This is a genomic window from Citrobacter sp. Cf088, from assembly GCF_030334295.1.
Lineage (GTDB): Bacteria > Pseudomonadota > Gammaproteobacteria > Enterobacterales > Enterobacteriaceae > Citrobacter > Citrobacter freundii.
Genome location: NZ_JAOWEE010000053.1, coordinates 454,121 through 467,659, shown reverse-complemented (window position 1 = coordinate 467,659; position 13,539 = coordinate 454,121). Strand labels below are relative to the sequence as shown.

At 51.6% G+C, this 13,539-nt stretch carries 14 protein-coding genes; 7 read left to right on the top strand and 7 right to left on the bottom strand.

Annotated elements, in window-relative coordinates; translation table 11 throughout:
* The first annotated feature begins 6 nt into the window (after positions 1-6).
* The 7 genes from OGV71_RS15030 to OGV71_RS15000 all read left to right on the top strand — a co-directional run bounded on the left by OGV71_RS15030 (position 7) and on the right by OGV71_RS15000 (position 5,993).
* Positions 7-1,119 (top strand): 1-propanol dehydrogenase PduQ, encoded by a 1,113-nt coding sequence (locus OGV71_RS15030; RefSeq protein ID WP_003838997.1) that lies wholly within the window; start codon positions 7-9, stop codon positions 1,117-1,119.
* Positions 1,116-2,471, top strand: a complete 1,356-nt coding sequence (gene pduS, locus OGV71_RS15025; protein ID WP_204583472.1) for a cobalamin reductase PduS — start codon at positions 1,116-1,118, stop codon at positions 2,469-2,471. Before OGV71_RS15030 ends, pduS begins: the two co-directional genes overlap by 4 nt.
* Before the next feature lie 2 nt (positions 2,472-2,473).
* A complete protein-coding gene (gene pduT / locus OGV71_RS15020) occupies positions 2,474-3,028 on the top strand; it encodes a propanediol utilization microcompartment protein PduT (protein WP_016150580.1) in 555 nt (184 codons plus the stop codon).
* Positions 3,028-3,378 carry a propanediol utilization microcompartment protein PduU gene (gene pduU / locus OGV71_RS15015; RefSeq protein ID WP_003030198.1) on the top strand — a complete coding sequence of 117 codons (351 nt, stop codon included), beginning with the start codon at positions 3,028-3,030 and terminating at the stop codon, positions 3,376-3,378. The genes pduT and pduU overlap by 1 nt, the downstream gene beginning before the upstream one ends.
* Positions 3,379-3,382: 4 nt before the next feature.
* Entirely contained in the window at positions 3,383-3,835 is a 453-nt protein-coding gene (pduV, locus tag OGV71_RS15010; RefSeq protein ID WP_003030195.1) for a propanediol utilization protein PduV, read from the top strand.
* Positions 3,820-5,034, top strand: coding sequence for an acetate/propionate family kinase (locus OGV71_RS15005; protein WP_003030191.1), 1,215 nt, complete (start codon positions 3,820-3,822; stop codon positions 5,032-5,034). Before pduV ends, OGV71_RS15005 begins: the two co-directional genes overlap by 16 nt.
* A gap of 92 nt (positions 5,035-5,126) precedes the next feature.
* A complete protein-coding gene (locus tag OGV71_RS15000; RefSeq protein ID WP_204583471.1) occupies positions 5,127-5,993 on the top strand; it encodes a GHMP family kinase ATP-binding protein in 867 nt (288 codons plus the stop codon).
* 40 nt (positions 5,994-6,033) lie between these two features.
* Here the strand turns inward: OGV71_RS15000 and OGV71_RS14995 are convergent, their stop codons facing one another.
* The 7 genes from OGV71_RS14995 to phsA all read right to left on the bottom strand — a co-directional run bounded on the left by OGV71_RS14995 (position 6,034) and on the right by phsA (position 13,306).
* Complete coding sequence (locus OGV71_RS14995) at positions 6,034-6,369, bottom strand: DUF496 family protein (protein ID WP_003030187.1); 336 nt, start codon at positions 6,367-6,369, stop codon at positions 6,034-6,036.
* Positions 6,370-6,607: 238 nt separating this feature from the next.
* A complete protein-coding gene (locus OGV71_RS14990; protein WP_003030186.1) occupies positions 6,608-7,666 on the bottom strand; it encodes an FUSC family protein in 1,059 nt (352 codons plus the stop codon).
* 107 nt (positions 7,667-7,773) lie between these two features.
* On the bottom strand, positions 7,774-8,241 hold the full coding sequence (gene sbmC / locus OGV71_RS14985) for a DNA gyrase inhibitor SbmC (RefSeq protein WP_003030184.1): 468 nt from the start codon (positions 8,239-8,241) through the stop codon (positions 7,774-7,776).
* Positions 8,242-8,363: 122 nt separating this feature from the next.
* Positions 8,364-9,536 (bottom strand): serine-type D-Ala-D-Ala carboxypeptidase DacD, encoded by a 1,173-nt coding sequence (gene dacD / locus OGV71_RS14980; RefSeq protein ID WP_204583470.1) that lies wholly within the window; start codon positions 9,534-9,536, stop codon positions 8,364-8,366.
* A gap of 139 nt (positions 9,537-9,675) precedes the next feature.
* On the bottom strand, positions 9,676-10,443 hold the full coding sequence (gene phsC / locus OGV71_RS14975; RefSeq protein WP_003838979.1) for a thiosulfate reductase cytochrome B subunit: 768 nt from the start codon (positions 10,441-10,443) through the stop codon (positions 9,676-9,678).
* Positions 10,440-11,018 carry a thiosulfate reductase electron transport protein PhsB gene (gene phsB, locus OGV71_RS14970; protein ID WP_003838976.1) on the bottom strand — a complete coding sequence of 193 codons (579 nt, stop codon included), beginning with the start codon at positions 11,016-11,018 and terminating at the stop codon, positions 10,440-10,442. The genes phsC and phsB overlap by 4 nt, the downstream gene beginning before the upstream one ends.
* 14 nt (positions 11,019-11,032) lie before the next feature.
* Positions 11,033-13,306: a thiosulfate reductase PhsA gene (gene phsA / locus OGV71_RS14965; protein WP_046670014.1), complete on the bottom strand. Its 2,274-nt coding sequence runs from the start codon at positions 13,304-13,306 to the stop codon at positions 11,033-11,035.
* Positions 13,307-13,539 lie beyond the last annotated feature (233 nt).

Here is a 13,539-nt window from a genome sequence, read left to right as displayed (position 1 = left end):
GCCGTTATGAATAGCTTTTCACTGCAAACTCGATTGTACAGCGGCCAGGGAAGTCTGGATGTGCTCAAGCGCTTCACGAATAAGCATATCTGGATTATTTGCGATGGTTTTCTCGCGCGTTCTCCCCTGATTGAAAAGCTGCGCAACGCTCTGCCAGCGGATAACCGCATCAGCATTTTCAGCGATATCACCCCCGATCCCACCATCAGCACTGTAGTTCAAGGGATTGCACAAATGCAGTCCCTGCGGCCGGACATCGTGATGGGTTTTGGTGGCGGCTCAGCACTGGACGCCGCAAAAGCCATCGTCTGGTTCAGCCGCCAGTTCGGTATTGAAATTGAAACCTGTGTCGCAATTCCCACTACCAGCGGTACGGGCTCCGAGGTAACCAGCGCCTGCGTGATTAGCGATCCGGATAAAGGCATTAAATATCCATTGTTTAATAATGCGCTTTATCCAGACATGGCCATCCTTGATCCAACGCTGGTCGTCAGCGTACCGCCAGCCATAACCGCGAATACCGGCATGGACGTGTTAACGCATGCGTTGGAGGCATACGTGTCCACGAAGGCCAGCGACTTCACCGATGCACTAGCTGAAAAAGCGGCTCAAATCGTCTTCCAGTATCTGCCTGTCGCCGTCAGCAAAGGCGAATGCCTGGCAACCAGAGGGAAAATGCACAATGCGTCAACGCTCGCGGGAATGGCATTTAGTCAGGCTGGACTGGGGATCAATCATGCGATTGCCCATCAGTTGGGCGGTCAGTTTCATCTGCCACACGGACTTGCCAATGCGCTGCTGCTGACCCATGTCATTCATTTTAATGCTCGCGATCCGCGGGCTGCGAAGCGCTATGCCCGTTTCGCTAAAGCCTGCCATTTATGCCCGGATAACGCGAACGATACAGCGGCATTGAATGCGCTCATTCATCATATCGAGCTACTCAAAAAACAGTGTGCGTTGCCTTCTTTAGTTGACGCGCTTAAAGACGGAAAGCAAGCCTGGTCGCAACGTATCCCGTCGATGGTTCAGGCCGCGCTGGCTGATGTCACGCTGCAAACCAATCCTCGTGTTGCCGACGCCAGTGCCATGCAGGAACTGCTTGAGGAATTATTATGAAGACAGCCATGACGGCAGAGTCCACGCTCTATGATGCGCAGACAATTCGCGAACGCGTTCGCGCAGCGGGTGTTGTCGGAGCCGGAGGCGCAGGCTTTCCTGCTCACGTAAAATTACAGGCACAGGTCGATACTTTTCTGGTCAATGCGGCTGAATGTGAGCCAATGCTGAAAGTTGACCAGCAGTTGATGGCCGTCCAGGCTGAGCGACTTATCCACGGCGTTCAATATGCCATGACGGCTACCGGAGCCAGTTCCGGAATTATTGCGCTCAAAGAGAAATACCAACAGGCTATCAATGCATTAACGCCCCTTCTGCCTGCCGGGATCCGCTTACATATTTTGCCCGATGTCTACCCGGCAGGTGACGAGGTTCTGACCATCTGGATGGCAACAGGCCGGAGAGTTCCGCCTGCCGCGCTGCCTGTCAGCGTCGGCGTAGTGGTCAATAACGTCCAGACAGTGCTCAACATCGCGAGAGCAGTTGAGCAGCAGTACCCGGTTACGCGTCGTACCTTGACCGTTAACGGCGCAGTCGCCAGTCCCATCACACTCACAGTCCCTATCGGAATGTCTTTACGTGACGTTCTGGCGCTGGCCGGGGGTGCAACCGTTGACGATCCCGGCTTTATTAACGGTGGTCCGATGATGGGCGGCCTGATTACTTCACTGGATACCCCAGTCAGCAAAACCACCGGGGGCCTGCTGGTTTTGCCTAAGTCTCATGCGTTGATTCAGCGGCGGATGCAGGATGAACGCACTGTGCTTTCTGTTGCAAAAACCGTTTGCGAGCAGTGCCGTTTGTGTACAGATTTGTGCCCAAGGCATTTGATCGGTCATGAATTATCCCCGCATCTGCTGGTTCGTGCGGTTAATTATCAGCAGGTGGCCACGCCGCAGCTACTGCTCACGGCCCTGACCTGCTCAGAATGCAATGTGTGTGAAAGCGTTGCCTGTCCGGTTGGGATTTCGCCGATGCGAATCAACCGCATGCTTAAACGCGAGCTGCGGGCGCTCAACCATCGTTATGAAGGGCCGCTAAATCCTGAGGATGAAATGGCGAAGTACCGGCTGATCCCGGTTAAGCGCCTTATTACCAAACTGGGCCTTAGCGACTGGTATCACGATGCGCCACTGGCTGAGACTGACTACTCCACAGACAAAACGACGCTGTTGTTACGTCAGCATATAGGTGCCAGCGCCATCCCATGTGTAGAACAAGGCGAACGCGTTGTTCGCGGTCAATGTGTTGCCGATGTACCGTCCGGTGCATTAGGCGCGCCTGTTCACGCCAGTATTGACGGTATTGTCAGCGAGATCACTGAGCAATCCATCACGGTAATAAGAGGTTAATCATGTCTCAGGCTATAGGGATTTTAGAACTCACCAGCATTGCCAAAGGAATGGAAGCTGGCGATGCCATGTTAAAAAGCGCGAATGTGAATTTACTGGTCAGCAAGACCATCTGCCCGGGAAAATTTCTACTCATGCTCGGTGGTGACGTAGGTGCCGTACAACAGGCGATTGCCACTGGAACATCTCTTGCTGGCGATATGCTCGTTGATAGTCTGGTACTCCCCAACATTCATGCCAGCGTACTCCCCGCAATCAGCGGACTAAACAGCGTAGATAGGCGTCAGGCAGTTGGTATTGTCGAAACATGGAGCGTTGCTGCCTGCATCTGCGCCGCCGACCGGGCTGTTAAAGCCTCCAACGTCACGCTGGTACGCGTCCATATGGCATTTGGTATTGGCGGCAAGTGTTACATGGTCGTAGCTGGCGATGTATCCGATGTGAATAACGCGGTGACGGTTGCCAGTGAAAGTGCGGGTGAAAAAGGCCTGCTGGTTTACCGCTCGGTCATCCCCCGTCCACACGAAAGCATGTGGCGACAGATGGTGGAAGGATAATGGAAAGACAACCCACCACGGATCGTATGATTCAGGAATATGTTCCTGGCAAACAGGTCACGTTGGCGCACCTTATCGCCAATCCCGGTAAGGATTTGTTCAAGAAACTGGGATTACCTGATTCGGTTTCAGCGATCGGTATTCTGACCATTACCCCTAGCGAAGCCTCAATCATCGCCTGTGATATCGCCACGAAATCAGGGGCGGTAGAGATTGGTTTTCTCGACCGGTTTACCGGCGCGGTGGTACTGACGGGCGATGTTTCAGCCGTTGAGTACGCGCTGAAACAGGTAACCCGAACGCTGGGCGAAATGATGCGTTTTACCGCGTGTCCCATCACCCGGACGTAATCTCATGAAACGTATCATGCTAATTGGTCCCAGCCAGTGCGGTAAAACGTCGCTCACGCAGTGCATGCGCGGAGAGGTGCTCCACTATCAGAAGACCCAGGCCATAGTCTGGTCACCTACGACAATAGACACACCGGGTGAATATCTTGAGAACCGCTGCCTGTACAGTGCGCTGCTGGCCAGCGCCTGTGAAGCGGACATTATTGCGCTGGTACTCAATGCAGACGCGCCGTGGTCACCATTTTCTCCCGGTTTTACCGGACCAATGAACCGACCCGTTATTGGCCTCGTTACCAAAGCCGATTTAGCCAACCCGCAGCGTATTTCTCTTGTGGAGAGTTGGTTAGTTCAGGCTGGTGCGCAAAAAGTATTTGTCACCAGCGCGCTGGAGAATACCGGAGTCGATGAGATGTTCATTTTTCTGAATGCAAAGGAACCTTCATGTCTCACAAAATAATGGCCATTAATGCAGGTAGTTCCTCGCTTAAGTTTCAACTACTGGCGATGCCGCAGGGTGAAATGATCTGCCAGGGGTTGATAGAACGTATCGGTTTGTCTGATGCACAGGTCACCCTAAAAACACCAGCGCAGAAATGGCAGGAGACTTTGCCCGTAGCAGATCACCGTGAAGCCGTAACGTTGCTTCTGGAAAAACTGCTCAACCACCACATTATCAGCAGTCTGGAAGAGATCGACGGCGTGGGCCACCGCGTCGCACACGGCGGGGAATCCTTTAAAGACTCCGCGCTGGTAACTGATGAAACGCTGGCAGAAATCGAGCGACTCGCGGAACTGGCTCCTCTGCATAACCCAGTAAATGCGTTGGGGATCGCGGTATTCCGCCAGCTATTGCCCAAAACGCCAGCCGTTGCGGTGTTCGACACCGCGTTTCATCAAACGCTTGATGAGCCTTCTTTCATCTATCCCCTGCCCTGGCGTTACTATGTCGAGTTGGGTATTCGTCGTTACGGTTTTCATGGTACCAGCCACAAATACGTTAGCTCACAGCTTGCTGAAAAACTGGGTGTGCCACTCAGCGCCCTGCGCGTTGTTTGTTGTCATCTGGGCAACGGCAGCAGCATCTGCGCGATCAAAGGCGGACAATCGGTGAATACGTCAATGGGCTTTACACCACAGTCTGGCGTGATGATGGGCACGCGAAGTGGCGATATTGATCCATCCATTTTGCCCTGGATAGCCCTGCGAGAAGGCAAAACACCCCAGCAGCTCAACCAATTGCTCAACAATGAGTCCGGATTGCTCGGTGTTTCTGGCATCTCACCTGACTACCGCGACGTTGAACATGCCGCAGATACGGGCAATCACCAGGCTGCGCTGGCGTTGACGCTTTTTGCTGAGCGCATTCGTGCCACCATTGGTAGCTATATTATGCAGATGGGCGGTCTGGATGCCCTGGTTTTTACCGGTGGTATTGGCGAAAACTCCGCACGGGCGCGCGCTGCGATTTGTCGTAACCTGAATTTCCTGGGTCTGGCCGTTGATGAGGAAAAAAATCAGCGTAATGCCACCTTCATTCAAACGGAAAATGCGATGGTCAAAGTAGCAGTGATTAATACCAATGAAGAGCTAATGATTGCGCAAGACGTTATGCGTTTAGCGATATCTGAAACTGTGACATTGGGCATTCCTGCATAATACTGCAGCACCTCAAATTGCGGCAAATCATGGTAATAGCGCGATCGCCATGACACTATGCGCCGAGGATTGCTGATCACATAGGTGAAGACGTGGCTGTTGCGCAATGTCCCGCATCGTGCGGAGAACTTATCCAGGGCTGGATTCTGGGCAGTGAGAAATTGGTCTCCTGCCCGGTTGAATGGTATAGCACCGTTGAGGTCACTTCAGGTTCACCGCTGACAGATGAACGTCCACTTTCGCGAGCAATGGTTGAGAGGTTATTGCTGCACTGGCAATACCCGGCACACATGAGTCAGGATATCCGAATAGATGTCCAGTCAACCATTCCTGTCGCTAAAGGGATGGCCAGCAGCACAGCGGATATCGCCGCCACGGCAATCGCCACGGCACAGTATCTGGGGCATCAGCTAGACGAATCCACTCTGGCGCAGCTTTGCGTTTCGCTGGAACCTACCGACAGCACCGTTTTCCGCCAGCTTACGCTGTTCGATCATAACGACGCCTCCACGCAAATTGCCTGTGAATCCCAGCCTCAACTCGATCTGCTGGTTCTCGAAAGTCCGGAAATCTTGCTTACTGCTGATTATCACCGTACTCCACGTCAGTCAGGGTTACTGGCGGGCGCCCCAGCTCTGAAACGCGCATGGGAAAAGGTACAGGAAGCCTGTATCAGTCAAAACCCTTATCGGATGGGCGAAGCCGCCACGCTGAGCGCGATCGCCAGCCAGTTGCTGTTACCTAAACCAGATTTTGATTCACTATTAGCACTGGTAGAAGAATGTGATTTATACGGTGTCAACGTCGCGCACAGCGGCAGCGTCGTCGGTCTGATGCTGGACAGAACGCGTCATGACGTGGATTACATTAAATGGATGCTGACGCAGAAAAAATTGACGGTGCACTGGCCGGAACAACATTTGTTGCGGATGGTAACTGGCGGGGTCGAACTGCAATAAGGGCCGCCGCTAAGCAGCGACCCAAACGAGCATAAAATCGTTACTCAGCTTTCGCATCGGCGTTTTTCACTTCGCCCATCGCTTTCAGCTTTTTAGAGATGTCGCGGCGCTCTTTAGAGATCTCAGCGTTTTTGATGATGTAATCATCAACACGATCTTCATAATCGCTTTTCATGCTGGCGATAATGCCCTGAATCGCTTCCACGCTCATTCCAGGCTTGATGTAGTCGCTCAGGTTGTCCAACAGCAGAACGCGTTTCTGGTTGTCACGGATCTTTTTCTCAACGTCCTGAATTTCACGTTGCAGTTTGTTTTTACGACGGAACAGACGAACAAATTCCAGCACGTCCTGGAAAGAAGGCTTGGTAGTTTCCATTTTTACACCCCTGATAATGTGAGATTCGGATTCGTTAAAACAACGGCTAAAGTGGGTCAACATTACTTTCATGCCCGCCATACTTCAAGTTGCATCTGCATCGACAATGCATGGTTGAAACCTGAATTATCGAGGGTAAAGCCATTGCAGTTACCAATGGTTTTAGCCTTTTTCAGTATCATACCTCTAATCTTTGCTGAATCGAAGCAGCAGTAGAACCTATCGCCTCATCTGCTCTTTATTTGCGCAGCGCGCGACAGATTAAATGTGAGAGCAACTCCAGCTGTCGCGCCATTTCCATGTTCAACCAAACGTAGCCGTGAATGGGCGTTTCTGCGACATAATCGCCTTTATGCTCAGCAATGAGCTGACGTAACTCCGCCACGGTGTCATTGAGCTTTTCCGTATTGGCAAGCACCGGCTGCGGATTCCCTTCGTACAAGGCGTGGGTTATGGTCAGTAGCGCCTGCTGCGTCCTGAGCTGAGTTTCACGTAAAGTTTGCGCATTCAGCATGACAAAGTGGCTGGTGCGGCTGGCCCAAAGTGCATTAATTTGCAGCTCAAGCATGCAGACCAGATTGCGGTTAACCGTTTGAATAGCCTCAAAAATGGATTTTTGAATACGGGTTTCTTTACTGGCGGGAACGATGAGCCCGCGCATTTTGACAACGTCGCTTAAGAGCTGCTGTAAATGCTTCTCAAGCCGCGGTTGCTCAAGCAAATTAGGGGATAGCGCGGCCTGATACACCCGATTATATCCCGTCACACAATGTGCCAATTGGATACGCCAGTGTATAAATGCCCGCTGCGGCCAGATGCCGGTAAACAACATCGCCAGTAACGAGCCCAAAATAACATCGCCACCGCGCCATAACGCGGTATTCATATCTCCGGCAGGCGCCCCCACGACCACGGCAAGCGTAATGCCAATCAGCAGCGCCTGATACGGCCTTTTACCCAATGCCAACCAGCCACAGAGAAACATCGCCACCGCGCACCAGATCAGCATTAGCGGAAGCGAAAAGAGTTCCAGACGCAGGGCAATCAATCCAAGCACCGAGCCCAGGATCGTTCCGCCTATACGCTCAAACGCTCTGGGAACAACGTTACCCCAAAAAGAAATTGGCCCCATAATCACCACCAGCGTGATCAGAGGCCATGTACCTTCGGGAATGTTTAACAGGCGTACCAACAGAAAAGTAAGAAGAAACGCCAGCGCAATGCGAATGCCATGCACCACACGATAATGACGATACAAACGAATTTCAAAAGGACTCAGAGACTTATCTGCACGCACTCATGCACTCCGTCAGGGAATAGCAAAGAAGCGAATTGTACCTGTTTTTACGGTGAAAACATCATCCTGATGACCAGGACATTCATCCTGATTTACACCAAAAACAGTTACTTCAACTGTACCGGCACGTACATTTCAATGTCCCAGTAACCGTCCTCCATGCCGTTGTTCATATAAACTTCAAAACAGGGTTTAGCCGCTATCGCATACGTCGAATCCTGCATCAGGCGCTCAAAAAACTGATACCACGGCGTCGCGAAGTCATGATTTTCAACGCGCGCAACGGCTATAGCATAGTCGCCACCTGCCAGCTCGGTCTGGATCACGCCTTCGCTGTTTTCCGGGATCTCAAAACCTTCAGGCACAGACACCACGGTATCACAACGAAGTTTTTCCGCCGGAACAACGTCAGGATTGTCGTAATAAACGGCTATCCATTCCAGCGGTACGATCTGCTTACCGTCGACCCACATCATTAACTGTTCGAAACCTTGCTTTACCGTTTGTTCCCACGGTCCAACCATATGGAAACCGGCAATTATGCGTTTCTCGACCTGCTTTATCTCGTACTCCATATAACCTCCGTTATTACACTGTATTTATATACAGTGTAATTTTTAGGTATGACGGCCACAAGGAATCAGTGATTATTATGTGAGCAGATTCGCACTCTTGCCAGTCAGGCACATCAGGAAAACTACGCCTTATGGCGGAAGTAATCGCTCAAACGCGAGAAGACGCCACCTTCGTTGACAGACTCCAGCGTAACCAGAGGCCAGTGCGCCACCAGTTTATCCCGATCGTAGAGTTCAATTTCCCCCACACGTTGATGGGCTGCAATGGGGGCGACCAGTTCTTTCTTATCAAGAACATATTTTGCCTTGATATTCGCGACTTCGGCTTTAGGCAGGGCCATCCAGAAATCCTGCTCTGTGCCAAGGCTAATTTTTTCTTTATCGCCATACCAGATCCGTTCAATACCGACCTGCTTACCGCTACGTAAAACCTGCACGGTATCGAAGTTCTGTTGTCCCCATTGCAGCAGTTTTCTCGCCTGCTCTTCACGTCCTTTCGCACTCTCCGCCCCCATCACAACCGCAATCAGGCGGCGCTGCCCATCAACAGCAGAAGCAATCAGGTTGAATCCAGCGCCGGAGGTATGCCCAGTCTTCAGACCATCGACGTTCATGGTTTTATCCCACAACAAACCGTTACGGTTTTGCTGCGTGATTCCGTTCCAGGTAAGGCTTTTTTCACTGTACATATGGTAGAAATCCGGCTCTCCATGGATGATAGCTCGCGACAGCACGGCCAGATCGTAAGCTGAGCTATGCTGACCTGGCGCATCCAGACCATGTACCGTTTCAAAATGCGTGTCCCGCAGGTTCAGCTTTTGCACATAGTTGTTCATCATCGCGACAAACTGCGGCTGCCCTCCGGCGATGTAATCCGCCAGCGCCACACAGGCATCATTACCGGAATCAACAATTAACCCGCGACTCAGGTCGCGCACAGAAACGCGATCCCCTTCTTTCAGGAACATTAAGGATGAACCGACGAATACCGGATTATCTTTCGCCCAGGCGTCGCGCCCAACGGTGACAATATCTGTCGGACTAATACGCTTGCTGTCGATTGCGCGATCGACAACATAGCCAGTCATCAGCTTGGTCAGGCTGGCAGGGTTGCGCTGCTGGTGTTCATTTCCGGCTGTCAGGATTTGGCCCGTGGTGTAATCCATTAATACCCACGCTCCGGCATTAATCGCGGGTGGCTGTGGGGAAAAGCTTACGACCTCGGTCGCGTAAGCGGGCGAAAAACTCATCGCAAAGAGTGAAGCGGCAATAAACAAACAGCGTTTCAACAGCATGTCCTCAGGAAATGGAGAAATAGCCGTTCTTTTTACGGAAGTTCTGGCGAACAAACATGGATAAATTGCAAGAAAATGTGACATAAGGCACATTTTCTTGCTGTAAGGAAAGGTTTTCAGATATCAACCGCGGCGGGCATTACCCTTTACGCGGTGCTGTCTCTGCGTGATGGCTGCGATGACGATGATAGCCATCTATCATGCTGCGGAAAATTTGCCCCGGTGTGTCACCCAGCGTGCACAAGTAAATATGTGCACAGATGAACAGTAAGCCGACAATCGCCAACACCATATGCAGCACCAGCATCACAGGCCCTGCCCCTATTACCTGCGGGTAGAGACATAACAACCCGGTAATGATCAACAGCGGAACCAGCGCATACATGATGGCCAGATAAGCCAACTGTTGTAGCGGGTTAAATTTACTCTCTGCCGTTGCTGCAAACGGGTGCGGCTCACCTTTCATGATGCCATACAGATAAAAGCGCGTTTGCAACAAGCAGCGTGATATCAACCCGTTAAACTTCACCCGATAATGACAACCGTTGCCGCTGGTTGCGTTGATTAGCACAAAACCAACCCAGAAGGCCAACAGGGCGAAACCGCACCAGGTATGTACCTGCACCATCAATGCCACCGGTCCGACAGAGAAGTGCCCAAACAGGCCACTCAGCAGAAGCAGGATAAAAAGCAGCGCATTACCCCAGTGCCAGCGGCGAACTGCCAGCGAATAGAGGTAATCCCGATGTTCTTCTCCAGTTGCTGTTTTGGGTGACAACATCCGACGTAACAGCGCGTGTATAACCAGGCCCGCAATCATCAGCACAATAACAACGCCTGCATAAATGAGCCACAGCGGCCAGTAGTCCGGCGCATAGTTAAGCTCTGCTCCCCAGATAGAATTCATGCTTTACCCTCCTGATGGATCTCTTTACGCCGATAAACACTCACCGGGCCGCTACGCGTATCCTGCTGGCGATAAACCTCTTTTTGATTTATCCAGTGCTGAATTTCCGGGTCGTCACGACGACCAAATTTCAGCGCATCCGTCGGGCAAACGGAAACGCAGGCGGGCGATTGTCCAGTCTCCAGTCGGGTATCTGCACAGAAGTTACATTTGTCGGCAATTCCCGTTTGCGGATTGAGATAACGGACGTGGAACGGACAAGCGGCAACGCAATAGTCACAGCCAATACAGCGAGACTTATCCACTTGCACAATGCCATTTTCGTCGCGAAATGACGCACCGGTCGGACAAACGCTGACACACGGCGCATCTTCACAATGCTGACAGGAAACGCGAACAAACTGGAAGTGGGATAGCACCTCGGGTTCATGTTCGGGTGAACGGATCTGCACCTGTAGACGGCTAAATCCCTCTGGCACGTCATTCAAAACTTTGCAGGCAACCGTACATGCCTGACAGCCGATACAGCGTTTCTCGTCATGCAGCATGACATAAGGGTTTGTTGCTTGATTCATGATGTTCTCCTTTCTCATGCCCGACGAAGCGTAACGCCAGCGGTGTGGACCACCGTACCGGAAACCGGACTGGTGACATGCGGAAGCAAATTACCGCAATGGATACCGTGCGTTGTCGCTGCGGTTTTGGCTCCCGCCTTGGCGCCAAATCCCATATAAACAAACAGCGTATCGGGCCGAATTCCGGCGGTGACCAGCGCTTTGCCTTTTTCCTTGCCGGTCGCATTTTCCAGCCAGATGTCATCGCCGCTTTTGATGCCTTTTTCACGGGCCGTTTGCGGGTGGATCCACACCGCGTTGTCCCACATCAACTCGCTAAGCAGTGGCACGTATTGCGTCGCACCGTTGGTATGAACCGCCACTTTTCCCTGGATAAAATAGAGCTCGCTATCGCCTTTGAGCGCAAAATTGCGCGCGCGCGGAATACCGTAGCCAGGCAGGAGCGTCTCCAGCTCTTCAGAATAAAGTTCTATTTTTCCTGACGGAGATTTAAAGCGCAGTTGCTCGCCATAGGTACCGTCGCTGTCAACCGCCACCGCGCCCGGATAGCGTTCCACAAACTGACGCACCGCTTCAGGTTCACGCAGCAGTAACGGAACACCCCACTCCCGATACCCTTTCTCACGCAGTTCAGCAGACAGCGCATGATCGCCATTAAGCTGGTATAACTGACGCGTTTGCATATCCTGCCATGGGTAGAATTGCCCAAGGCCTAACTGCACGGCCAGCTCTTTCCAGATTTGCCAGCTTGGACGCGCATCACCAATAGGTTCTACTACCTGCTGGCGCAGGGCATAGGCTGGATTCAGACCCGACATGTCTGAAACTTCTTCATCGCGCTCAAGGTAAGTACATTCAGGCAAAAGGTAGTCGGCATACGCCGCGCTTTCGCTAAGATAGACATCACAACTGACCACAAGGTCGAGCTGTTCAACGGTTTTGACCAGATCCGGTCGACATGTAACGGTTTGGAAAGGGTTGTGTCGGGACATAATCCATCCCTTCACCGGATAAGGCGTCTGGTTTAACACAGCATCAATAATGCTTTGCACCACACCACCGCCCGCCGCGATGTACTTAAACTGCGGGGCTACCAGATCGATACGCTGCGCCGTTGGCTTGGGTAATTTGACATCGGGTTTTGCCAGCACCGGAGCGACCTTCTCTCCGGCCAGCTTATTATAAGTTGCCGCCGCTTTTTTCTGGTACAAACCGCCTTCACGCTCAATATTGCCAAGCAGCACATTGAGGGTAAAAATCATGCGCCGCATATCAATTTCTTCTTGCGAGAACGTCGCGCGATGGCCCGGGCTGACAATAGCATGAGGCGCGCAGGCGGCCATTTCTCGGGTGACCCGAACAATGACATCAGCAGGCACATCAGCTTGCTTTTGCGCCCATTCCGGCGTGGTCTCTTGTACTGCTTCTGCCAGTTGGTCAAACCCTGTGGTGTAGCGCGCAACGAAGTCCGCGTCATACAATTTTTCATTGATCATGACGTGACACATGGCCATCAACACCGGCAAGTCGCCGCCCGGTTTGAGCGCATGCCATTCATCCGCCTTGCTGGAGAAGACGGACAGACGGGGGTCGAAGCTGACCATTTTTGCGCCCTTTTCCTGCGCCGTCATCAGTTCATGCGTTTCGGCAACCTCAATCCCTTCATAAAGGTTGTGACCAAAAGAGACCATATAACGGGTATTGGCGATATCCATGGCCAAATCGCCGCCCATCATCACTTTGGCGGCAATCGATTTTCCGGCAGGGCATGTCGACGCGTGCGTAAAGGTGTTTGGCGATCCGAAAGCCGTCGCCAGTTGAAATAAATGCCCTGAAAGCGAACCGGATTTAGAAGAAAACACGACGCCCTGAGGGCCATGCTGCGTTTTAATTGCCGTCATTTTTTCGGCAATTTCTTTATACGCTTGTTCCCAGCTAATAACCTGCCATTCTCCGCTCCCGCGAGGTCCTGTGCGTTTCATGGGTTTAACAATGCGATGAGGGTCGTTGACCAGGCTAACGCCGCTGCCGCCACGAGCGCAGACACGCGTGCCTTGTTGAGGCGCATTAGGGTTCCCTTGAATAAAAACCGTTTTGTTATTAATTACCTGCGCCTGTATCGGGCAACGATAAGAACACATTTCACACAAACTTGGCGTCAGGGATGTCTTCCCTTTGATACTCTCAGGAGAATTTCGTGCCAGTGCCCCAGGCGGGAAACTGCCTATCGCACAGGCTGAACAGCCTATACCCACTCCTCGCAAAAAATTACGCCGACTAATGCTCATATAACCTCCTGTTATTAGATATATCCAATAATTATATGGCGTTTAGAATATTTATTTTTTACATCAATCACATTTCATTACAATGCATGACAGCGAATTGGCACAAATAAAAACTCTTTGTTTATAAAAGACTTTTAAAGTTTCCAGAACACAATAAAAGAAGAAGAAAATAACAATAATGGTTATCAGTTAGATTATTTACAAATCCGCAACCCCAAGATATTTTATTTCCG

Excerpts from the sequence above, each read along its gene's own strand:
- OGV71_RS15030 (WP_003838997.1), top strand. The coding sequence starts at position 7 with ATGAATAGCTTTTCACTGCAAACTCGATTGTACAGCGGCCAGGGAAGT.
- pduS (WP_204583472.1), top strand. The coding sequence starts at position 1,116 with ATGAAGACAGCCATGACGGCAGAGTCCACGCTCTATGATGCGCAGACA.
- pduT (WP_016150580.1), top strand. The coding sequence starts at position 2,474 with ATGTCTCAGGCTATAGGGATTTTAGAACTCACCAGCATTGCCAAAGGA.
- pduU (WP_003030198.1), top strand. The coding sequence starts at position 3,028 with ATGGAAAGACAACCCACCACGGATCGTATGATTCAGGAATATGTTCCT.
- pduV (WP_003030195.1), top strand. The coding sequence starts at position 3,383 with ATGAAACGTATCATGCTAATTGGTCCCAGCCAGTGCGGTAAAACGTCG.
- OGV71_RS15005 (WP_003030191.1), top strand. The coding sequence starts at position 3,820 with ATGTCTCACAAAATAATGGCCATTAATGCAGGTAGTTCCTCGCTTAAG.
- OGV71_RS14995 (WP_003030187.1), bottom strand. The coding sequence starts at position 6,369 with ATGGAAACTACCAAGCCTTCTTTCCAGGACGTGCTGGAATTTGTTCGT.
- sbmC (WP_003030184.1), bottom strand. The coding sequence starts at position 8,241 with ATGGAGTACGAGATAAAGCAGGTCGAGAAACGCATAATTGCCGGTTTC.
- dacD (WP_204583470.1), bottom strand. The coding sequence starts at position 9,536 with ATGCTGTTGAAACGCTGTTTGTTTATTGCCGCTTCACTCTTTGCGATG.
- phsC (WP_003838979.1), bottom strand. The coding sequence starts at position 10,443 with ATGAATTCTATCTGGGGAGCAGAGCTTAACTATGCGCCGGACTACTGG.
- phsB (WP_003838976.1), bottom strand. The coding sequence starts at position 11,018 with ATGAATCAAGCAACAAACCCTTATGTCATGCTGCATGACGAGAAACGC.
- phsA (WP_046670014.1), bottom strand. The coding sequence starts at position 13,306 with ATGAGCATTAGTCGGCGTAATTTTTTGCGAGGAGTGGGTATAGGCTGT.